This window comes from Pseudomonas sp. IT-P74, from assembly GCF_949768175.1.
In the GTDB taxonomy this organism is placed as follows: domain Bacteria; phylum Pseudomonadota; class Gammaproteobacteria; order Pseudomonadales; family Pseudomonadaceae; genus Aquipseudomonas.
In genome coordinates, this window is sequence record NZ_CATKQD010000022.1 from 252403 (window position 1) to 274374 (window position 21972).

Annotated in this window: 19 protein-coding genes and 2 pseudogenes; 14 read left to right on the forward strand and 7 right to left on the reverse strand. The window is 61.0% G+C overall.

Translation table 11 applies throughout. The features are described from left to right. Positions 1-13 precede the first annotated feature (13 nt). The gene (locus ACM6J5_RS15025) at positions 14-1294 is read right to left on the reverse strand and encodes a serine/threonine transporter (protein WP_095944153.1); all 1281 of its coding nucleotides are present in this window, start codon (positions 1292-1294) and stop codon (positions 14-16) included. Positions 1295-1669: 375 nt separating this feature from the next. Between ACM6J5_RS15025 and ACM6J5_RS15030 the strand changes: the two genes are divergently transcribed. The 5 genes from ACM6J5_RS15030 (at position 1670) to ACM6J5_RS15050 (ending at position 5697) form a co-directional block, all read left to right on the forward strand. Beyond that, entirely contained in the window at positions 1670-2053 is a 384-nt protein-coding gene (locus ACM6J5_RS15030; protein WP_414928842.1) for a tautomerase family protein, read from the forward strand. A 28-nt stretch (positions 2054-2081) separates the two neighbouring features. Beyond that, a complete protein-coding gene (locus ACM6J5_RS15035) occupies positions 2082-2723 on the forward strand; it encodes a TetR/AcrR family transcriptional regulator (RefSeq protein WP_414928843.1) in 642 nt (213 codons plus the stop codon). Beyond that, a complete protein-coding gene (locus ACM6J5_RS15040; RefSeq protein WP_095944150.1) occupies positions 2714-3679 on the forward strand; it encodes a 2-hydroxyacid dehydrogenase in 966 nt (321 codons plus the stop codon). The genes ACM6J5_RS15035 and ACM6J5_RS15040 overlap by 10 nt, the downstream gene beginning before the upstream one ends. Positions 3680-3824: 145 nt before the next feature. Continuing rightward, positions 3825-4892, forward strand: a complete 1068-nt coding sequence (locus ACM6J5_RS15045; protein WP_095944149.1) for a phosphotransferase family protein — start codon at positions 3825-3827, stop codon at positions 4890-4892. A 37-nt stretch (positions 4893-4929) separates the two neighbouring features. Further along, positions 4930-5697, forward strand: a complete 768-nt coding sequence (locus tag ACM6J5_RS15050) for an SDR family oxidoreductase (RefSeq protein WP_007976320.1) — start codon at positions 4930-4932, stop codon at positions 5695-5697. 128 nt (positions 5698-5825) lie between these two features. On the opposite strand, the gene ACM6J5_RS15055 is transcribed toward ACM6J5_RS15050, so the two are convergent. The 5 genes and pseudogenes from ACM6J5_RS15055 to ACM6J5_RS15075 form a co-directional block, all read right to left on the reverse strand. Further along, entirely contained in the window at positions 5826-6047 is a 222-nt protein-coding gene (locus ACM6J5_RS15055; protein ID WP_414928844.1) for a hypothetical protein, read from the reverse strand. Between the two features lie 220 nt (positions 6048-6267). Beyond that, positions 6268-6486: pseudogene (locus ACM6J5_RS15060) on the reverse strand (response regulator transcription factor); the annotation flags it as partial. A 21-nt stretch (positions 6487-6507) separates the two neighbouring features. Further along, positions 6508-6909 (reverse strand): annotated as a pseudogene (locus ACM6J5_RS15065) (PAS domain-containing protein); the annotation flags it as partial. Between the two features lie 139 nt (positions 6910-7048). Then, positions 7049-8332, reverse strand: coding sequence for a Zn-dependent hydrolase (locus ACM6J5_RS15070; RefSeq protein WP_095944147.1), 1284 nt, complete (start codon positions 8330-8332; stop codon positions 7049-7051). Positions 8333-8473: 141 nt separating this feature from the next. Next, positions 8474-9958 carry an NCS1 family nucleobase:cation symporter-1 gene (locus tag ACM6J5_RS15075; protein ID WP_095944146.1) on the reverse strand — a complete coding sequence of 495 codons (1485 nt, stop codon included), beginning with the start codon at positions 9956-9958 and terminating at the stop codon, positions 8474-8476. Positions 9959-10498: 540 nt separating this feature from the next. On the opposite strand from ACM6J5_RS15075, the gene hydA reads away from it, so the two are divergent. From hydA to preA, 3 genes are all read left to right on the forward strand, one after another. Then, positions 10499-11938: a dihydropyrimidinase gene (gene hydA / locus ACM6J5_RS15080; RefSeq protein ID WP_095944145.1), complete on the forward strand. Its 1440-nt coding sequence runs from the start codon at positions 10499-10501 to the stop codon at positions 11936-11938. Between the two features lie 155 nt (positions 11939-12093). Continuing rightward, entirely contained in the window at positions 12094-13461 is a 1368-nt protein-coding gene (locus ACM6J5_RS15085; protein WP_414928845.1) for an NAD(P)-dependent oxidoreductase, read from the forward strand. After that, positions 13462-14736 (forward strand): NAD-dependent dihydropyrimidine dehydrogenase subunit PreA, encoded by a 1275-nt coding sequence (preA, locus tag ACM6J5_RS15090; RefSeq protein ID WP_095944143.1) that lies wholly within the window; start codon positions 13462-13464, stop codon positions 14734-14736. A gap of 134 nt (positions 14737-14870) precedes the next feature. Here the strand turns inward: preA and ACM6J5_RS15095 are convergent, their stop codons facing one another. Next, positions 14871-15491, reverse strand: coding sequence for a TetR/AcrR family transcriptional regulator (locus tag ACM6J5_RS15095; RefSeq protein ID WP_414928846.1), 621 nt, complete (start codon positions 15489-15491; stop codon positions 14871-14873). 212 nt (positions 15492-15703) lie between these two features. Between ACM6J5_RS15095 and ACM6J5_RS15100 the strand changes: the two genes are divergently transcribed. The 6 genes from ACM6J5_RS15100 to ACM6J5_RS15125 all read left to right on the forward strand — a co-directional run bounded on the left by ACM6J5_RS15100 (position 15704) and on the right by ACM6J5_RS15125 (position 21963). After that, complete coding sequence (locus ACM6J5_RS15100; protein WP_414928847.1) at positions 15704-16999, forward strand: OprD family porin; 1296 nt, start codon at positions 15704-15706, stop codon at positions 16997-16999. Between the two features lie 264 nt (positions 17000-17263). Beyond that, positions 17264-18088, forward strand: a complete 825-nt coding sequence (locus tag ACM6J5_RS15105) for an NAD-dependent epimerase/dehydratase family protein (protein WP_414928848.1) — start codon at positions 17264-17266, stop codon at positions 18086-18088. A gap of 52 nt (positions 18089-18140) precedes the next feature. Continuing rightward, a complete protein-coding gene (locus tag ACM6J5_RS15110; protein ID WP_095944140.1) occupies positions 18141-19028 on the forward strand; it encodes an SMP-30/gluconolactonase/LRE family protein in 888 nt (295 codons plus the stop codon). A 76-nt stretch (positions 19029-19104) separates the two neighbouring features. After that, a complete protein-coding gene (locus ACM6J5_RS15115; protein ID WP_150673233.1) occupies positions 19105-20076 on the forward strand; it encodes a TRAP transporter substrate-binding protein in 972 nt (323 codons plus the stop codon). Between the two features lie 78 nt (positions 20077-20154). Beyond that, the gene (locus tag ACM6J5_RS15120; protein ID WP_095944138.1) at positions 20155-20682 is read left to right on the forward strand and encodes a TRAP transporter small permease; all 528 of its coding nucleotides are present in this window, start codon (positions 20155-20157) and stop codon (positions 20680-20682) included. Then, positions 20683-21963: a TRAP transporter large permease gene (locus ACM6J5_RS15125; protein ID WP_095944137.1), complete on the forward strand. Its 1281-nt coding sequence runs from the start codon at positions 20683-20685 to the stop codon at positions 21961-21963. The last annotated feature ends 9 nt before the right edge of the window (positions 21964-21972 follow it).

A 21972-nucleotide genomic window follows, 5' to 3' on the forward strand; every position in this document is an offset into this window, starting at 1 on the left:
TTCACAGGGAAACTCAGGCCAGTAACGAGTAGATCAACGCCGTGATCGCCACCAGGCCCACCGCCGTCACGAAGACGTTGGACGCCTGACCGCGATAGCGTGCCATCGCTGGCACCTTGCGGATGGCGTACATCGGCATCAGGAACAGGATCGCCGCGATCACCGGGCCGCCGAGGGTTTCGATCATGCCGAGGATGCTCGGGTTCAGCGTGGCGACGATCCAGCACACCACCAGCATGAAGGCGGCGGTCATGCGGTCCAGGGCCTTGGCGGACGGACGCTTGCCGCTCTTGACGATCAGCCCCTTGAGGCCTTCGCTGGCGCCGATGTAGTGCCCCAGGAACGACTTGGAAATGGCCACGAAAGCAATCAACGGTGCCGCGAAGGCGATGGTCGGATTGCTGAAGTGGTTGGCCAGGTACGACAGGATCGACAGATTCTGCGCCTTGGCTTCGGCCAGTTGCGCTGGTGACAGGGTCAACACGCAACTGAAGACGAAGAACAGCACCATCACCACCATCAGCAGGTGGGCGCGGGACAGGATCTGTGAGCTGCGCTCCTCGGCATGCTCACCGTAGCGACGCTTCTGGTCCACGGCGAACGCCGAGATGATCGGCGAGTGGTTGAACGAGAACACCATCACCGGAATCGCCAGCCACAGGGTATGCAACAGCGCCGATGGCGCCGGCACGCTGCTCGCGGTGGCGAGGATGCCGCCGTTCCAGTGGGGAACCAGGTACACCGCCAGAAACAGCAGTGCGACGATGAACGGGTAGACCATCAGGCTCATGGCCTTGACGATCAGTTGCTCACCGCAACGCACCACCGCCAGCAGGCCGAGGATCAGCACCAGCGACAGCACGGCGCGCGGCGGCGGCGTGATGTGCAGTTGATGCTCCATGAAGCTGCCGACCGTGTTGGTCAGGGCCACGCTGTAGATCAGCAGGATCGGGAAAATCGCGAAGAAATACAGCAAGGTAATCAGTGCGCCGGCCTTGATGCCGAAATGCTCTTCCACCACTTCAGTGATGTCGGCGCCTTCGCGACCGGACAGCACGAAACGGGTCAGCCCGCGGTGTGCGTAGAACGTCATCGGGAACGCCAGCAATGCCAGGATCAGCAGCGGCCAGAAACCGCCCAGGCCTGCGTTGATCGGCAAAAACAGGGTTCCGGCACCAATCGCCGTGCCAAACAGGCCCAGCATCCAGGTGGTGTCCTGGCGATTCCAGCTCGACAGCGTCGCGGGTGTCGCTTCTACATAGCGTTCGTTAACGCTATTGGCCTGATCATTCATCCGGTGGGATCTCCACATTCCGGTCACTTGCCACCCGGCCAGGACGCGTCGGAATACCCGACAGGCGGCGTCCGGCCGAAACAGGGGCGCGATTCTGGAGGATTAGTGAGCAGAAGCAAAGACTTAGGTGAGGAACGGCGGTACCAGATAGACGAAAGTCCCCTGTGGGAGCGAGCCTGCTCGCGATGGGTGCGGTACATCCACCATTTGTTTGACTGACACACCGCTTTCGCGAGCAGGCTCGCTCCCACAGGGAACTGCGGTGATTTCGTTATTTACGGCACCTGCGCTTCATCGCCAAAGCGCAATGCGCGCTTGATAAAGGTCTACCATCATGTATTTTTAACCAACCCGCATTCCTTCTGGAGTCTGCCCATGCCACTGGTTCGCGTCGACATCAAAAAACACCGGGACCCCACCCACGCCAAACGCATCGGGCAACTGATCTATGCCGCCATGCGCGGCACCATCGGCGTGCCGGAGAACGATAATTTCCAGATCCTCGCCGAACACGATGAGCAGCATTTCATCTTTGATCCCGGTTACCTGGGCATCAACCGCACGGACCAGTTGGTAGTGATCCAGATCACCATGAGCGAAGGCAGGACCGTAGAGCAGAAAAAACTCCTCTACAAAACCATCGCCGAAAGCCTTAACGCAGAGCTGGCCGTGCGCCTGGAGGACGTTTTCATCAATCTGGTGGAAGTGAAAAAAGAGAACTGGTCGTTCGGCAACGGGATTGCCCAATACGCCCTCTGATATTCAACCTGCAAACCGAGAATGACCCATGCCCCGAGTTTCCCGTAAACAAGCCGACCTCAACCGCGAAACTATCGTCGATGCCGCCACCCGGCTGTTTCGCGAGCACGGCTTGCACGGGATCAGTGTGGTCGATGTGATGGCTGCCGCGGGCCTGACTCACGGCGGTTTCTACGGGCACTTCGAATCCAGGGAGGCCCTGGCGCAAGAGGCCAGCGGCCGGGCTTTCGAGCAGGCCGCGCAACGCTGGCTGGGGCGGGTGGCCGAGCAAGACAGCAAGGACGCCGCCCGCCGTGCCGTGGTCGAAACCTACCTGTCCAGCGAAAGCCGGGACAATCCGGGCGACAGCTGCCCGGTGGTCGCCTTTGCCGGGGACATGTGCCATGAGGCCGCCGAGAGCGGCTTGCGCCAAACCTATCTGCTGGGCCTGAACAACCTGCTCGATTCCCTCGGCTCGCTGCTGGACGCAGAGGACGAAGCCGGCAAACGGCAGCAGGCGCTGGTGCAATACTCACTGATGTTCGGAGCGCTGATGCTGTCCCGGGCCACCCGCGGCGATCCGCTGTCGGATGAAATCCTCGAAGCTGCCCGGGCCGTCCTCACGCCGTCGAAACAAAGCGACGTTCGAGCCGAATTTTCGATACCCACAGGGAGCCCAGCATGCCTGTAACCGTTCTGGTACTGGTTGAAACCATCAATGATTACCTGCCTATTCTCGAGCATCAGGGTTTTCACCTGATCCTGGCCCCGACGCCCGCCGAGCGCGCCGAAGCCATCGCCCGCCACACCGGGCAGATCGACGCCGTCCTCACCCGTGGCCCGTTGGGGCTGTATGCCGATGAAATCGCCGCGCTGCCCAACCTCAAGATCATCTGCGTGATCGGCGCCGGCTATGAACACGTCGACCTGCAGGCCGCCGCCAACCGGGGCATCACCGTCACCAATGGCGCCGGAGTCAACGCCTCGTCCGTCGCCGACCATGCCATGGCACTGCTGCTGTCGCTGGTGCGCGACATACCTCGCTGTGATGCCGCCGTACGACGCGGCGAGTGGCCGAAGATCATGCGCCCTTCCCTGGCCGGCAAACGCCTGGGCATCCTCGGCCTCGGCGCGGTCGGCATGGCCATCGCCAAACGCGCCGGCGCCGGTTTCGACATGGACATTTGCTACCACAATCGCCAGCGTCGCAGCGATGTGTCCTACACCTTCTGCTCGACGCCGACGGAACTGGCGCGGGCCTCGGACTTCCTGATCGTCGCCACGCCCGGCGGCCCGGCCACCCGGCAACTGATCAATCGCCAGGTGCTCGACGCGTTGGGCCCCAAGGGGTTTATCGTCAATATCGCCCGGGCCAGCGTGATCGCCACTGCAGACCTGATCAGCGCCCTGGAGCAACGCCGGATCGCCGGTGCAGCACTGGATGTGTTCGACGCCGAACCGAAGGTGCCGGATGCACTCAAGACCCTGAGCAACGTGATCCTCACCCCCCATGTCGCCGGGCTGTCCCCGGAAGCGACCCAGGGCACCGTCGAACTGGTAGGCAAGAACCTCGTGGCGTTTTTCTCCGGCCAACCGGTGTTGACGCCCATCGAACTGCCGTCGGCCGAGAGCCAGCTCGCCCATTGAGCGGCGATTCAAACAGCTGTATCAAAAACAATGATTGGCCGGCAACACGCTCACCTATAAGAGCCGTTTGCGGTTGTGGGGGCGCCGTGTGCGCATTAGATTAGCCAATAGTTCAAGGCCTCCAGAATAAGCAGAAGGGATAAGCATGGCGCTTAACGACCAGTCCACCCGTATTCGCACCGGCGAAGAGCTCGATGCCAGCCTGATCGATCCGTACCTCAAGGCGCACATTCCGGGGCTCAGCGGCTTGCCACGGATCAGCCAGTTTCCGGGCGGTGCTTCAAACCTCACCTACTTGCTGGAATACCCCGAACAGGAATTCGTCCTGCGTCGTCCGCCCTTCGGCCACAGGGCCAAGTCGGCCCACGACATGGGCCGTGAATTCCGCATCCTCAATCAACTGCGCGACGGCTTTCCTTACTGCCCGAAAGCCTACGTGCACTGCACCGACGAATCGGTGATCGGTGCCGAGTTCTATGTCATGGAACGGGTCAACGGCATCATCCTGCGCTCGGACCTGCCGCCGGAACTGGGCCTGGATTCGGCGAAAACCGAAGCCCTGTGCAAGAGCTTCATCGACAAGTTCGTGGAACTGCACCGCGTCGACTACAACGCCTACGGCCTGGGTGACCTCGGCAAACCCGAAGGCTACGTGGCGCGGCAAATCAAAGGCTGGAGCGATCGCTACGAAAAGGCCCTGACCCCCGATGCGCCGCAATGGGACGTGGTCAAGGCCTGGCTCAACGACAAGATGCCGGCCGACCATCCGACCTCCAGCATCGTGCACAACGACTACCGCTTCGACAACGTGATCCTCGACCCGAACAACCCGATGCAGATCATCGGCGTGCTCGACTGGGAACTGACCACCCTCGGCGACCCGTTGATGGACCTGGGCAACACCCTCGCCTACTGGATCGAAGCCGATGATCCGGCGCCGGTGCAGATGATGCGCCGCCAGCCGAGCCATGCGCCGGGCATGCTGACCCGCCGCGAGTTCGTCGATTACTACGCCGAACGCTCGGGCATCCGCATCGATAATTTCGACTTCTACTACACCTACGGCCTGTTCCGCCTGGCCGGTATCGTGCAGCAGATCTACTACCGCTTCTACCATGGCCAGACCCAGGACAAACGCTTCGCGCAGTTCATTCACATGAACAAGCTGCTGGAGCAGATGAGCTTGCAGGTCATTTCGAAATCCAGCCTCTGATCAGCGTCATCACAAGGCTTCATAACAAGGGAATCCCATGTCCAAGACTCAGTTGTTCGACCTCGACGGCAAGATCGCTTTCGTCTCCGGCGCCAGCCGTGGCATCGGTGAAGCCATCGCCAAACTGCTGGCCCAGCAAGGCGCCCATGTGATCGTGTCGAGCCGCAAGCTCGAAGGCTGCCAGCACGTCGCCGACGCCATCATCGCCGCCGGCGGCAAGGCCACCGCCATTGCCTGCCACATCGGTGAAATGGAACAGATCAGCCAGGTCTTCGCCGGCATCAAGGAACAGTTCGGCCGCCTGGACATCCTGGTCAACAACGCCGCGACCAACCCGCAGTTCTGCAACGTACTGGACACCGACCTCAGCGCCTTCCAGAAAACCGTCGACGTGAACATCCGCGGCTACTTCTTCATGTCGGTCGAAGCCGGCAAGCTGATGCGCGAAAACGGCGGCGGCAGCATCATCAACGTGGCCTCGATCAACGGTGTTTCGCCGGGCATCTTCCAGGGCATCTACTCGGTGACCAAGGCGGCGGTGATCAACATGACCAAAGTCTTCGCCAAGGAATGCGCGCAGTTCGGGATTCGCTGCAATGCCTTGCTGCCGGGCCTGACCGACACCAAGTTCGCCTCGGCACTGGTGAAAAACGAAGCCATCCTGAACACCGCGTTGCAACAGATCCCGCTCAAGCGCGTGGCTGACCCGAGCGAAATGGCCGGCGCAGTGTTGTACCTGGCCAGCGATGCTTCGAGCTACACCACCGGCGTTTCGCTGAATGTGGATGGCGGGTTCCTGTCCTGATCGTCTGAACAGCACAAGTCCCTGTGGGAGCGAGCCTGCTCGCGAAAGCGGTGTATCAGTCGACATTGATGTTGAATGTGACGCCGTCATCGCGAGCAGGCTCGCTCCCACAGAGTGATGCCCCGGATTTACTGCGTGACGCAACGCGTCGTGGTGGTGACGCGGGTCACCTGCCCTTCTTCGCCCCGCACATCGCCCAGGACATCGGTTTTATCCATGGCCTGGCAGGTGCGTTCAGGAGACGGGGGAGTGATCGCTGGAGGTGGCGGCGGACTGGCACAGCCGCCGAGGATCGCCACGCACAATGCCAGCGACAAGGGTGAGATAACGCGTTTCCCAAGAGTTTTCATAGGTTGACCCGCGATAGTGATAGACACATTTTTTGTGACAACAAAACCGGCGTGCAAAGTCCATGCACCTGTCAAAAAAATAAATATCTGCGAATCACTTATAGCCCAATCCGTGGCAGCACCCGTAAAAGCTGACAGTTCTTACATCGCCGGATCAGGCCGTTGCCGGGAATTGCCGCCCAGTTCGTAACGCTGATCTTCGATCCAGTGCACCTGCACCTTAACACTGCCCCTTGGGCCGCCATTCACTGGAAAACAGTCCCCGCTCCCGCGCCCACACAATCGCCCCGCTGCGACTGTGCACATCGAGCTTGGAATACACCGTCGCCACATGGTTGCGCACCGTGTTCGGCGCCAGTTTCAGGCGCGCGGCGATATCTTTGTCAGCCAGACCTTCGCAGATCAGGCCCAGCACATCGAGCTCACGGGCGGTCAGTTGCCCGCTGCTGGCCCGGTCGGTGACATCGTCCATGATCAACACCAGCGATTCCGGCTTGCCACGACTGTCAACCAATACCAGGCTGCGCACGCGATGGACCCAGCTACGCTCTTTGTCCCGCGCCGATGTCACCTCCACCAGCACATCGCTGAACGTCTCGCCACGGGCCACCCGATTGATCGGGTAGCTGTCGGCCGACACTAGGTGATTGTTGCGATAACGCAGGGCGAAGCGTTTGACATAGGCCTTGGCGTTGCTGCCCAGATCGCTGATGTGCGCTGCACCGTGCATGACCAGCGCTGCGTCATTGGCCCACAGGATGCGCTGATCGGGGGCCAGCAAAATCACTCCGTCGGACAGGTTGGCGATGATCGGCTGCAACTGGCGGCGATTGGCTTGCGTGGTCGGGACGTCCTGGCTCATAGCGTCTCCACACGTAGGGTGACCCTGTGAAGAGTACGACCGCCGGAGTTTTGGTTAGTGCAACGAGCCTTGTGGAATCTCCATCGTTTTCAGGGTGCGTTGTGACGTGCGCTGAAAATTTTAGCGCACGTCCCTCGGCTCAGGCCGCCAGTTCGCCCTTCGCCACCGCCGCCGAAGCCGCCAGCATCGCCCGCAACAGCACCGCACACCCGGCCGCCAGGTCATCCGGCGCGGCGTTTTCGATTTCGTTGTGGCTGATGCCGCCTTCACACGGTACGAAGATCATCCCGGCCGGGCCGAGCTCGGCGAGGAAGATCGCGTCGTGGCCTGCGCCGCTGACAATGTCCATGTGCGACAGGCCCAGGCCTTGGGCGGCCCCGCGCACGGCTTCGACGCAGCCTTTGTCGAAGTACAGCGGCGGGAAGTCGGCCGTTGGCGTGAGTTCAAAGGTCAGGCCGTGTTCTTCGCAGGTGGTTTCGATGACCTCGCGCACTTCGGCGATCATCGAATCCAGGCGCGCCGGTTCCAGGTGCCGGAAGTCCAGGGTCATGCGCACTTCGCCAGGGATGACGTTGCGCGAGCCGGGATAGGCTTGCAGGCAGCCGACGGTGCCGCAGGCATGGGGTTGATGGCTGAGGGCGGCGCGGTTGAGCGCACCGACGATCACCGCGGCGCCGACCAGGGCGTCCTTGCGCAGGTGCATCGGGGTCGGGCCGGCGTGGGCTTCGACGCCGCGCAGCTTGAGGTCGAACCATTTCTGCCCGAGGGCGCCCATGACCACGCCGATGGTCTTGCGTTCGTCTTCCAGGATCGGGCCTTGCTCGATGTGGGCTTCAAAGTAGGCACCGACTTTGTGGCCGGTAACCTGACGCGGACCGGCGTAACCGATGGCGTTCAACGCTTGCCCTACGGTCACGCCCTCGGCATCGACCTTGGCCAGGGTTTCCTCCAGGGTGAATTTTTCCGCGAACACGCCCGAACCCATCATGCACGGGGCGAAGCGCGAGCCTTCTTCGTTGGTCCACACCACCACTTCCAGCGGCGCTTCGGTCTCGATGTCGAGGTCATTGAGGGTGCGCAGCACTTCGACGCCCGCCAGCACACCGAAGCAGCCATCGAACTTTCCGCCAGTGGGCTGGGTGTCGATGTGGCTGCCGGTCATCACCGGTGGCAGGTCAGGATTGCGCCCGGGACGCCGGGCGAAAATATTGCCGACGGCGTCGATGCTGACGGTGCAGCCGGCATCGATACACCACTTGACGAAGATGTCCCGGGCCTGGCGATCGAGATCGGTCAGGGCCAGGCGACACACGCCGCCCTTGACCGTGGCGCCGAGCCTGGCCAGTTCCATGAGCGATTGCCACAGGCGGTCGCGGTTGATGTGCTGATGGCTGGACTGCAGAACGTCTACGGCCGCGTTCATAATGATCTCCTCAGGCTGTTCTTGTGTGTTTCTTCAGGCGGATTTTTGGTGATTTTGAAGCCCTCATCGCGAGCAGGCTCGCTCCTGCATTTGGAATGCATTCCCCTGTAGGAGCGAGCCTGCTCGCGATGGGGCCAGTCATCACACCGCAGATTTCGCAACAGACGGGCTGGGCCGCATCACACTCAACCCATAATAAATAACCCCACCCAGCGCCGAGCCGGTGAACCAGCCATAACTGTAGAACCAGCTGAATGCATCGCTGCCCAGGGATAACAACGTCAGCACCACCGGCACGCCAAACGCGATGAACCCGCTCCAGTTCCACGCCGGATACACGTCATCGCGGTACAGGCCGGCAAGGTCCAGTTGCTGTTTCTTGATCAGGAAATAGTCCACCACCATGATCCCGGCAATCGGCCCCAGCAGGCTGGAATAACCGAGCAACCAGTTGGAATAGACAGTTTCGAGACTGACGTCCGAGACGATCAGGCCCAGTTTTTTCAGCAGTTCATGGGCCATCAACCCCAACCCCACCAGCCCGGTCAGGATCACCGCTTTGGTGCGGTTGATCGCCTTGGGCGCGATGTTCTGGAAGTCATTGGTTGGCGACACGATGTTGGCCGCGGTATTGGTCGACAGCGTGGCGATGATGATCAGCGCCATGGCCAGTGCGACCCACACCGGGCTCTGGATATGACCGATCAGGGTCACCGGATCGGACACCGTCACCCCCACCAGTTTCACCGAGGCCGCGGTCATCACCACGCCGAGGGAGGCAAACAGGAACATGGTCAACGGCAGGCCAATGATCTGCCCGACAATCTGGTCTTTCTGGCTTTTTGCGTAGCGACTGAAGTCCGGAATGTTCAGTGACAGCGTGGCCCAAAAGCCGACCATCGCCGTCAGCCCGGCGGCGAAGTAGCTGGCCACGCCGGCGCCTTCGGGGCGCTTGGCCGGAATTGCCAGCAATTCGTTCATCGACACGTTGGGCATGGCCCAGACCAGCAGGCCTGCGCCCACCAGCACCAACAGCGGAGCAGACAGGGTTTCCAGCCATTTGATCGACTCGGCGCCGCGAATCACCACCCACAGGTTCAGCGCCCAGAACACCATGAAGCCGATGACCTCACCGGTGCCGCCCAGGGATTTCCAGCCCTCGAACACCGAGCCGAGGAACAGGTGAATCGCCAGCCCGCCGAACATGGTCTGGATGCCGAACCAGCCACACGCCACCAGGGCACGGATCAGGCACGGAATGTTGGAGCCGAGCACGCCGAAGGACGAGCGCAGCAACACCGGAAAGGGAATGCCGTACTTGGTGCCGGGAAAAGCGTTCAGGGTCAGGGGAATCAGCACGATGATGTTGGCGAACAGAATCGCCAGCAGCGCTTCACCGACGGTCAGGCCGAAGTACGCGGTCAGTACCCCGCCGAGGGTGTAGGTCGGCACGCAGATCGCCATGCCCACCCACAGCGCGGTGATGTGCCATTTGTTCCAGGTGCGTTCGTGCACCTTGGTCGGTGCGATGTCGTGGTTGTAACGGGGACTGTCAAGGACATCGCTGCCGGCTTCGAGCTCGAACAAGCCGTCGCGCTCGGTCACTTGCGATCTGATCTGTTGCATGGCCGCTCCACTGTTCTTTTGATTATTGTTGCTCATCAGGGTCTGGCGACATCAATAAACGTGCCGTGTACCCCGATCAAGCATCGGGCAGTTCCATAAACACATTGCAACCCACTGATGTTTATCAGTTTTATTCGCTGACTCGACTATTTGTCAGGCCACTCAGGCCGAATGCCAGGCAAGTTGTCGAAACAGTCAGGACTCAAACTGGTGCGTTGATCTTTTTTCAATGGCTGCGCATCAACCATAGACCATACTCAAACAGCTGATTTCACATAGGAAATCTTGACTATTTTTCGATCCTGTCAAGTGCGTCAAAATGGTGAGCGGCCTCACCATTTTGGTGATTCTTGAATTTAATCGTTAAATATCAATTAGTTGATAACTGTATAAGCTTATAAAAAATATTCTTGCCGATTCGGATAACTGCAGCTAGCGTTTAATCCTGACAGCGCTGACAGGAATCAATCTGTCCGGACTGTTTTTATATAGAACATCTAGAACCGGCATAAGCCGGTCATTGCCTGCGAGGAACTCGGAATGTCTCTGTTGATCCGTGGCGCCACCGTTATTACCCATGATGAAAGTTATCGCGCCGATGTGTATTGCGCAGACGGCGTGATCAAGGCCATCGGCGAAAATCTCGATGTTCCTGCTGGCGCCGAAGTGCTCGACGGCAGCGGCCAATACCTGATGCCCGGCGGCATCGACCCGCACACCCACATGCAACTGCCCTTCATGGGCACCGTGGCCAGCGAAGACTTTTTCAGCGGCACGGCGGCGGGACTGGCCGGCGGCACCACCTCGATCATCGACTTCGTGATTCCCAATCCGCAGCAATCCTTGCTCGAAGCCTTCCATCAGTGGCGCGGCTGGGCCGAGAAGTCGGCGTCGGACTATGGCTTTCACGTCGCCATCACCTGGTGGAGCGAACAGGTCCGCGAGGAAATGGCCGAGCTGGTCAGCCAGCACGGCGTCAACAGCTTCAAGCATTTCATGGCCTACAAGAACGCGATCATGGCCGCCGACGACACCCTGGTGGCAAGTTTCGAACGTTGCCTGGAACTGGGCGCGGTGCCGACCGTTCACGCGGAAAACGGTGAACTGGTGTATCACCTGCAACGCAAGTTGATGGCCCAGGGCATCACCGGGCCGGAAGCGCATCCCCTGTCGCGCCCTTCCCAGGTTGAAGGCGAGGCCGCGAGCCGGGCGATCCGCATCGCCGAAACCCTGGGCACGCCGCTGTACCTGGTCCACGTCTCGACCAAGGAAGCGCTGGACGAAATCACCTACGCCCGGGGCAAGGGCCAGCCGGTCTACGGCGAAGTGCTGGCCGGGCACCTGCTGCTGGACGACAGCGTCTACCGCGATCCGGACTGGCAGACCGCCGCTGGTTATGTGATGAGCCCGCCGTTCCGACCTCGCGGCCATCAAGAGGCGCTCTGGCATGGCCTGCAATCGGGCAACCTGCACACCACCGCCACTGACCACTGTTGCTTCTGCTCCGAGCAGAAGGCCGCGGGGCGCGACGACTTCAGCAAGATCCCCAACGGCACCGCCGGCATCGAAGACCGCATGGCGGTGTTGTGGGATGAAGGGGTGAACAGCGGACGCTTTTCGATGCAGCAATTCGTCGCGCTGACCTCCACCAACACGGCGAAGATCTTCAACCTCTACCCACGCAAAGGTGCGATCCGTGTGGGCGCCGATGCCGACCTGGTGCTGTGGGACCCGCAAGGCACGCGGACCATTTCCGCCAAGACCCACCATCAGCAGGTGGACTTCAACATCTTCGAAGGCAAGACCGTGCGCGGCGTGCCCAGCCACACCATCAGCCAGGGCCATGTGGTCTGGGCCGACGGCGACCTGCGGGCCGAACGCGGCGCCGGGCGCTACATCGAACGGCCGGCGTACCCGGCGGTGTTTGATTTGCTGAGCAAGCGGGCTGAGTTGAATCAGCCGGTTGCTGTAAAACGCTGAAATCGAGGCCTACGGCCATCGCGAGCAGGCTCGCTCCCACATTTGAAATGCACTCCCCTGTGGGAGCGAGCCTGCTCGCGAAGAGGCCCGTCCACACAACAAAAAAACAATGCCCATTCAGAGGCAGCACCTCAAATAACCGTGAGGCCAAAACCGTGATCAAGACCCTGGACCACCTCCCGCATCCCCAAGAGAATGCGGCCGCCCTCGCCAGCCACTTCACCGATCTGGCGCCACCGCTCAACGAGCGCCAGGCGCACCTGGAAGCCTCGCGCTGCCTGTATTGCTACGATGCGCCCTGTGTGAATGCCTGTCCGAGCGAGATCGACATTCCCTCGTTCATCCGCAACATTTCACAGGACAATGTGCAAGGCGCCGCGCAGAAAATCCTCTCGGCCAACATCCTCGGCGGCAGTTGCGCACGGGTTTGCCCGACGGAAATCCTTTGCCAGCAAGCCTGCGTGCGCAACAACGCTCACGAATGTGCGCCGGTGATGATCGGCCTGTTGCAACGCTACGCCGTGGACAACGCCCACTTCAGCACTCACCCCTTCCAGCGTGCTGCCGCCACCGGCAAACGCATCGCCGTGGTGGGTGCCGGTCCGGCAGGTTTGTCCTGCGCCCACCGCAGCGCCATGCACGGGCATGACGTGGTGATCTTCGAGGCGCGGGAAAAGGCTGGCGGCCTTAACGAGTACGGGATCGCCAAATACAAACTGGTGGATGACTATGCGCAAAAGGAACTCGACTTCCTGCTGGAAATCGGCGGCATCGAAATCCGCCATGGGCACAAGCTCGGGGAGAACCTGACCCTCAGCGAATTGCATCAACAGTTCGATGCGGTATTCCTCGGTCTCGGGCTCAATGCCAGCAAACAGCTGGGCCTGGCCCACGAAGACGCACCGGGCCTGCTGGCCGCCACCGACTACATCCGCGAACTGCGCCAGGCCGATGACCTGAGCCAACTGCCCCTGGCCGATCACTGCATTGTCCTCGGCGCAGGCAACACCGCCATCGACATGGCGGTGCAAATGGCCCGCCTCGGCGCCCGTGATGTGAATCTGGTGTACCGCCGTGGCATCGAGGACATGGGCGCCACCCATCACGAGCAGGAGATTGCCAAGGCCAATCAGGTGCGGCTGATGACCTGGGCTCAACCCGAAGAAGTGCTGCTCGATGACCAAGGCCGTGTGCGCGGCATGCGTTTCGCCCGCACCCGTCTGGTGGAAGGTCGCCTGCAAACCACTGGTGAAACCTTCGAACTGGCCGCCGATGCGATCTTCAAGGCCATCGGCCAGGCCTTCGACAGCAGCGCCCTCAGCGATCCGCTGGCCCGTGAGCTCAAGCGCCAAGGCGAACGGATTGAAGTCGATGAAAACCTGCGCACCAGCATCCCCGGCGTGTATGCCGGCGGCGACTGCACCAGCCTCGATCAAGACCTCACCGTGCAAGCCGTGCAGCATGGCAAGCGCGCCGCCGAGGCGATCAATGCTCAACTGATGCTCAACGTGGAGGCTGCGTAAATGGCCGATCTGTCGATTGTCTTCGCCGGCATCAAAGCACCCAACCCATTCTGGCTGGCCTCCGCGCCGCCGACCGACAAGGCCTACAACGTGGTCCGCGCCTTCGAGGCCGGCTGGGGTGGCGTGGTCTGGAAAACCCTGGGGGAAGACCCGGCAGCGGTGAACGTGTCGTCGCGTTACTCGGCGCACTTCGGGGCTAACCGGGAGGTACTGGGCTTCAACAACATCGAGCTGATCACCGACCGCTCGCTGGAGATCAATCTGCGGGAAATCACCCAGGTCAAAAAGGACTGGCCGGACCGTGCGCTGATCGTGTCCTTGATGGTGCCCTGCGTCGAAGAATCCTGGAAACACATCCTGCCGCTGGTGGAAGCCACTGGCGCCGACGGCATCGAGCTGAACTTCGGTTGCCCCCACGGCATGCCGGAGCGCGGCATGGGCGCGGCGGTCGGCCAGGTGCCGGAATACGTGGAACAGGTCACCCGCTGGTGCAAGACATATTGCTCGTTGCCGGTGATCGTCAAGCTCACGCCGAACATCACCGACATCCGCGTCGCCGCCCGCGCCGCCCACCGTGGCGGTGCCGATGCGGTGTCGTTGATCAACACCATCAACTCGATCACCAGCGTCAACCTCGAACGCATGGTCGCCAACCCCATGGTCGGCAGCCAAAGCACCCACGGTGGTTACTGCGGCTCGGCGGTCAAGCCGATTGCCTTGAACATGGTCGCCGAAATCGCCCGCGACCCGCAGACCCAGGGCCTGCCGATCAGCGGCATCGGTGGCATCGGCAACTGGCGCGACGCCGCTGAATTCATCGCCCTGGGCAGTGGCTCTGTACAGGTGTGCACGGCGGCGATGCTGCATGGCTTCCGGATTGTCGAAGACATGAAGGACGGTTTGTCACGCTGGATGGACAGTCAGGGCTACGCCAGCATTTCGCAGTTTACCGGCCGCGCGGTGGGCAACACCACGGACTGGAAGTACCTGGACATCAACTACCAGGTGATCGCGAAGATTGATCAGGAGGCGTGCATCGGTTGCGGTCGTTGCCATATCGCCTGTGAGGACACCTCGCACCAGGCCGTGGCCAGCCTCAAGCAAGCGGACGGCACTCACACGTATCAAGTGATCGATGAGGAATGCGTGGGCTGCAACCTGTGCCAGATCACCTGTCCGGTGCAGGACTGTATCGAGATGGTGCCGGTGGAGACCGGCAAGCCGTTCCTGGACTGGAATCATGATCCGAGGAATCCGTATCACGTCAGCCCTTGAGGTCAGCAGCGCCTGAACTGACGCCATCGCGAGCAGGCTCGCTCCTACACTTGGAATGCATTCCCCTGTAGGAGCGAGCCTGCTCGCGATGAGGCCCGCAGCAACAACAAAAATCTCAAGCAACAACAAAAATCTCAAGGCTCCAGCCCAATCCCCCGCAAAATCACACTGGTCACCGTCTGCACCGCTTTCTCGAACTGCATGTCCGACAGTGGCTGATGATCATTGAGAATGTTCACCTGGTGATCGAAGTCGGCATAGTGCTGGGTCGAGGCCCAGATCATGTACAGCAGGCTCGAGGGCTCCACCGGCAGGATGCGTTTGTCCTCCACCCACTGGCGGATTTTCGCTTCCTTCATCTTGGCCCAGTCGTACAGGCTCGCGTCCAGCGCTGCGCCGAGGGTCGGCGCGCCATGGATGATTTCGTTGGCCCAGACTTTCGAGCCATACGGCCGGCTGCGGGAATGGTTCATCTTGGCGCGGATGTAGCTGCTGAGCACCACACGCGGGTCATCGAACATCTCGAAGCACAGGGCGTCCTGCTTCCAGACTTCCAGCAAGTCGAACAGCACGGCGCTGTACAACTCGGTCTTGGTGCTGAAGTAATAGTGCAGGTTGGAACGCGGCAGTTGCACCTCGGCGGCGATGTCGGCCATGGCGGTGCCGCCGAAGCCCTTTTCAGCGAAGACCTTTTCCGCCCCCAGCAGGATTTTTTCGACGTTACTGCGACGAATCTCGATCTTGTGATTGCCCATGCGGATCCCCGACAACAACGTTGAGCAAGACTAGCATCCGCTCTAGCTCGCGGCGACAGGGTCAAACCAAACATTTCACTCCCCCGCCTCCCGGACAGGTCATCGTATAACTTCCGATTGACAACACTGAAACGGCCTGTAAATAATCGCCGCCAATGTTGTACGACGACGTATGACAAACAATAAAAACAAAAAAGAAAGGGAGCGTCACAGTGAGCAAGCTCGCCCGCAATTCGTCCATCCGTCGTTCACGGCCTATCCTCACCCGTCGCCATTCACTGAGCCTGATCGGCTGCAGCGGCCTGGCCCTCGTCCTGCCCGTCACCTGCCAGGCCGAAGGTTTCACCGACGACGCCAAGGCCACGCTGAATCTGCGCAACGCCTACATCAACCGCAACTACACCAACCCGGCCTACCCCCAGGGCAAGGCTGAAGAGTGGACGCAGAACTTCATTCTCGATGCCCGCTCCGGGTTCACCCAGGGCACCGTGGGTTTTGGTGTCGATGTACTGGGCCTGTACTCGCAGAAGCTCGATGGCGGCAAAGGCACTGGTGGCACGCAGCTGTTGCCGATCCACGACGACGGCCGCCCCGCCGACAATTTCGGCCGGCTCGGCGTGGCGCTCAAAGGCAAGATCTCGAAAACCGAATTGAAGGTCGGTGAATGGATGCCGGTGCTGCCGATCCTGCGTTCCGACGATGGCCGCTCGCTGCCGCAGACCTTCCAGGGCGCTCAGGTGACCTCCACCGAAATCAGTGGCCTGACGCTCTATGGCGGTCAATTCCAGAAAAACAGCCCGCGTAACGACGCGAGCATGGAAGACATGTTCATGAACGGCAAAGCGGCGTTCACCTCGGACCGTTTCAACTTCGGCGGCGGTGAATATGCCTTCAACGAAAAGCGCACGCAGGTCGGCGTCTGGTACTCGGAACTCAGTGACATCTACCAGCAGCAATACTTCAACCTGACCCACAGCCAGCCGCTCGGCGACTGGACCCTGGGCGCCAACCTCGGCTACTTCATCGGCAAGGAAGACGGCAGCGCCAAGGCCGGTGACCTCGACAACAAGACCGCATTCGCCCTGCTCTCGGCCAAGTACGGCGGCAACACCTTCTACGTCGGCCTGCAAAAACTCACCGGCGACGACGTCTGGATGCGGGTCAACGGCACCAGCGGCGGCACCCTGGCCAACGACAGCTACAACTCCAGCTATGACAACGCCCGGGAGAAATCCTGGCAGGTGCGCCACGACTACAACTTCGCCGCCCTGGGTGTTCCGGGCCTGACCCTGATGAACCGCTACATCAGCGGCGACAATGTGCACACCGGGAAAATTACCGACGGTGAAGAATGGGGTCGCGAATCGGAGCTGGCCTACACCGTGCAGAGTGGTGCGCTGAAAAACCTCAACGTGAAATGGCGTAATGCAACTATTCGCAAGAGCTTCAGCACCAACGAGTTTGATGAGAACCGGATTTTCATCAGCTATCCGATTTCGTTGTTGTAATCCGGTGTGAACACGTCCTCCCCCCTGTAGGAGCGAGCCTGCTCGCGATGGTCGCCAACGATAACGCTGGCTGCCTGGCACCCCGCGGTGTTCATGAGTTCTTCGCGAGCAGGCTCGCTCCTACAGGAAAACAGGAAAATGACCCTCCGTCCCTTTCAACCAAAGTCGCGTTGACAAGAGCCGGAAACCCTAACGATACTTCGCCACAGTCGTACGACAACCTACAACGAATCTAAAAATAATAACCAAGCGCCCAGGATTCCCATGACGACCACTGCAACCGCCCGCACCCCTTTCAATCGCCTGCTGCTGACCGGCGCCGCCGGTGGCCTCGGGAAAGTCCTGCGCGAAAGCCTGCGCCCTTACGCCAATGTGATTCGCCTGTCGGACATCGCCGATATCGCACCTGCCATCGATGATCGCGAAGAAGTCGTGCCCTGCGATCTGGCCGACAAGCAAGCGGTGCATCAACTGGTCGAAGGCGTGGACGCGATCCTGCACTTCGGCGGCGTGTCGACCGAGCGCTCGTTCGAAGAGATCCTCGGCGCCAACATCTGCGGCGTGTTCCACATCTACGAAGCTGCGCGCCGCCACGGGGTGAAGCGGGTGATCTTCGCCAGCTCCAACCATGTGATCGGCTTCTACAGGCAGGACGAAGTGATCGATGCCCACTCCCCTCGCCGCCCGGACAGTTACTACGGTTTGTCCAAGTCCTACGGCGAAGACATGGCCACCTTCTACTTTGACCGCTATGGCATCGAAACCGTCAGCGTGCGCATCGGCTCGTCGTTCCCGGAACCGCACAACCGCCGGATGATGAGCACCTGGCTGAGCTTCGGCGACCTGACCCAACTGCTCGAGCGTGCCTTGTGCACCCCGAACGTCGGCCACACCGTGGTCTATGGCATGTCCGACAACAAGGACATCTGGTGGGATAACCGCTATGCCACAGCCCTGGGTTTTGCCCCGCGGGACAGCTCCGAAGTGTTCCGCGAAAAAATCGAAGCCCAGCCGATGCCGGCCGCCGATGACCCGGCGCGGCTGTATCAGGGCGGCGCCTTCTGCGCAGCCGGCCCGTTCGGCGACTGAACCTTCACGCGTCGCTTGATCCCCACAACAAAAACCAAGGGAATGAGTTGCCATGCTTGCCGAATTGATTGTCGACGCCCGCAACGCGGTCGGTGAAAGCCCGGTCTGGGTACCTCAGGAAAACGCCCTGTACTGGGTCGATATTCCCGCTGGCGCTTTACAACGCTGGAGTGCCGACACCGGGCAAGTGGATGCCTGGACAACCCCGCAGATGCTCGCTTGCATCGCCCGTCACCGTGACGGTGGCTGGGTCGCGGGAATGGAAAGCGGGTTTTTCCGCCTGCATCCGCGCAATGACGGCAGCCTCGATACAAATCTGTTGGCCCACGTCGATCACGCCCGCGACGACATGCGCCTGAACGACGGCCGTTGCGACCGTCAGGGGCGTTTCTGGGCCGGCAGCATGGTGTTGAACATGGGCGCCAACGCCGCCAACGGAACCTTGTATCGCTACAGCGCCGGTCATAGCGGGTCGCTCGAGACCCGACTGAGCGGCTTCATCGTGCCCAACGGCCTGGGCTTCAGTCCGGACGGGCGCACGATGTACCTGTCCGACTCCCACCCGCAGGTCCAGCAGATCTGGGCCTTCGACTACGACATCGACACCGGTACGCCTTCGAATCGCCGCCTGTTCGTGGATATGAACCAATACGAAGGTCGCCCCGACGGCGCGGCGGTCGACGCCGATGGCTGCTACTGGATTTGCGCCAACGACGCCGGGCTCATCCACCGCTTTACCCCCGACGGCCGACTCGACCGTTCCCTCGCGGTACCTGTGAAAAAACCCACCATGTGCGCCTTCGGTGGCCCTCGACTGGACACGCTGTTCGTGACCTCGATCCGCCCTGGCGACGACCATGACCCGCAATCACTGGCCGGTGGCGTGTTCGCCCTCGACCCCGGCGTCAAAGGTTTACCCGAAACCCTGTTCAACGACTGACTTTCTCGAAAGAAAAGCGCTCCTGCCGGATCGCTGTGCCTTGAATAAAAACAACAACAAAACTGGAGACACCCCCATGGACTTCAAACGCACCTTGCTCGCCGCTGCACTTCCATTAGCCTTCTCCCTCAGCAGTGCCGCCCAGGCACTGGAAATAAAATTCGCCGACATCCACCCCGCCGGTTACCCGACCGTGGTGGCTGAAGAGCAACTGGGCAAAACCCTGGTGGCCGACAGCAACGGCGCGCTGACCTTCAAGATGTTCGCCGGTGGCGTGCTCGGCTCGGAAAAGGAAGTGGTCGAACAGGCCCAGGTCGGCGCCGTGCAGATGGCCCGGGTCAGTCTCGGCATCGTCGGGCCGGTGGTGCCGGACGTGAACGTGTTCAACATGCCCTTCGTGTTCCGTGACCAGGCCCATATGCGCAAAGTCATCGACGGCGCGGTCGGCGACGAAATCCTCGACAAGATCACCCACTCCGAATTCAACCTGGTCGCCCTGGCCTGGATGGACGGCGGCACGCGCAACCTCTACACCAAGAAACCGGTGCGCAGCCTGGAAGACCTCAAGGGCATGAAGATCCGCGTGCAAGGCAACCCGATGTTCATCGAAACCATCAATGCCATGGGCGGCAATGGCATCGCGATGGACACCGGCGAAATCTTCAGCGCCCTGCAGACCGGCGTGATCGACGGCGCGGAAAACAACCCGCCGACCCTGCTCGAACACAACCACTACCAGAACGCCAGGTTCTACAGCCTGACCGGCCACCTGATCCTGCCAGAGCCGATCGTGATGTCGAAAATCACCTGGGAAAAGCTCACCCCCGAGCAGCAAGCCCTGGTGAAGAAAGCCGCCAAGGCGGCCCAGGCCCAGGAACGCACCCTGTGGGACGCGAAATCGGCCAGCAGCGAGGAAAAACTCAAGGCCGCCGGCGTCGAGTTCATCACCGTCGACAAGAAACCTTTCTACGAAGCGACCGCCTCGATCCGCGAAAAATACGGCGCGCCCTACGCCGACCTGATCAAACGCATCGAAGCCGTTCAGTAACCCTCCCTGCATTCAAGAAAGGCCCGGCGCCGCTGAAGTTGGTGTACGTCAGCGCGCGCCCGGTTACGGTGGAACCCGATGAAGAATCTGCTGCTAGGCATCAATGACAAGCTCTACATGACCTGTATCTGGGTCGCCGGGCTCTCCGTTCTGGCCATTGCGTTAATCATTCCCTGGGGCGTGTTCGCCCGCTACGTCCTCGGCACCGGTTCCAGTTGGCCGGAGCCCACGGCAATCCTGCTGATGATGGTGTTCACCTTCATCGGCGCCGCCGCCAGCTACCGCTCCGGCTCGCACATGGCAGTGGCGATGCTCACCGACCGCATGCCGGCGCATTTGCGCAAAACCATGAGTGTGCTTTCGCAATTGCTGATGGCAACGATCTGCCTGTTCATGGCCATCTGGGGCAGCAAGCTGTGCCTGTCCACCTGGAACCAGTTCATGAGCGCCCTGCCGACCCTGCGGGTGGGCATCACCTACATGCCGATTCCGGTGGGCGGCGTGCTGACGCTGGTGTTTGTCCTGGAAAAACTCCTGCTCGGCGACCAGAGCAACCGTCGGGTCGTGCGTTTCGACCTCGTTGAAGAAAACGAAGGGGCTGCCTGAATGGACGCTTTTATTCTGTTGGGCAGTTTTATCGCGTTGATCCTGATCGGCATGCCGGTCGCCTACGCCCTGGGGTTTGCCGCACTGATCGGCGCGTGGTGGATCGACATCCCGTTCCAGGCCCTGATGATTCAGGTGGCCGGGGGCGTGAACAAGTTCTCCCTGTTGGCCATCCCGTTCTTCGTCCTGGCCGGCGCGATCATGGCCGAGGGTGGCATGTCCCGGCGCCTGGTGGCGTTCGCCGGGGTGCTGGTGGGCTTCGTGCGTGGCGGCTTGTCGCTGGTCAACATCATGGCCTCGACCTTCTTTGGCGCGATCTCCGGTTCCTCGGTGGCGGACACCGCCTCGGTCGGTTCGGTGCTGATCCCGGAAATGGAGCGCCGTGGCTATCCCCGGGAATTCGCCACGGCGGTGACCGTCAGCGGTTCGGTGCAAGCGCTGCTGACACCGCCCAGCCACAACTCGGTGCTCTACTCCCTGGCCGCCGGTGGCACGGTGTCGATTGCCTCGCTGTTCATGGCCGGCGTGGTGCCGGGCCTGTTGATGAGCGCGTGCCTGATGGTGCTGTGCCTGATCTTCGCGAAAAAGCGTGACTACCCCAAGGGTGAAGTCATCCCGATGCGCGAGGCGCTGAAAATCTGCGGCGAAGCGCTGTGGGGCCTGATGGCGATGGTGATCATCCTCGGCGGCATCCTGTCGGGTATTTTCACCGCGACCGAGTCGGCGGCGATTGCGGTGCTGTGGTCGTTCTTCGTGACCATGTTCATCTACCGCGACTACAAATGGAGCGAGCTGCCAAAACTGATGCACCGCACCGTGCGCACGATCTCGATCGTGATGATCCTGATCGGTTTCGCCGCCAGCTTCGGCTACATCATGACCCTGATGCAGATCCCGGCGAAGATCACCACGCTGTTCCTGACCCTGTCGGACAACCGCTACGTGATCCTGATGTGCATCAACGTCATGCTGCTGTTGCTCGGCACCGTGATGGACATGGCGCCGCTGATCCTGATCCTCACGCCGATCCTGATGCCGGTGATCCTCGGCATTGGCGTGGACCCGGTGCAGTTCGGCATGATCATGCTGGTGAACCTGGGCATCGGCCTGATCACACCACCCGTGGGTGCGGTACTGTTCGTGGGGTCGGCGGTGGGCAAGGTCAGTATCGAATCCACCGTGAAGGCCCTGCTGCCGTTCTATGGCGTGCTGTTCCTGGTGCTGTTGGCCGTGACCTACATTCCGGCAATCTCACTGTGGTTGCCGCATCTGGTGTTGTGAAGTTCAAGA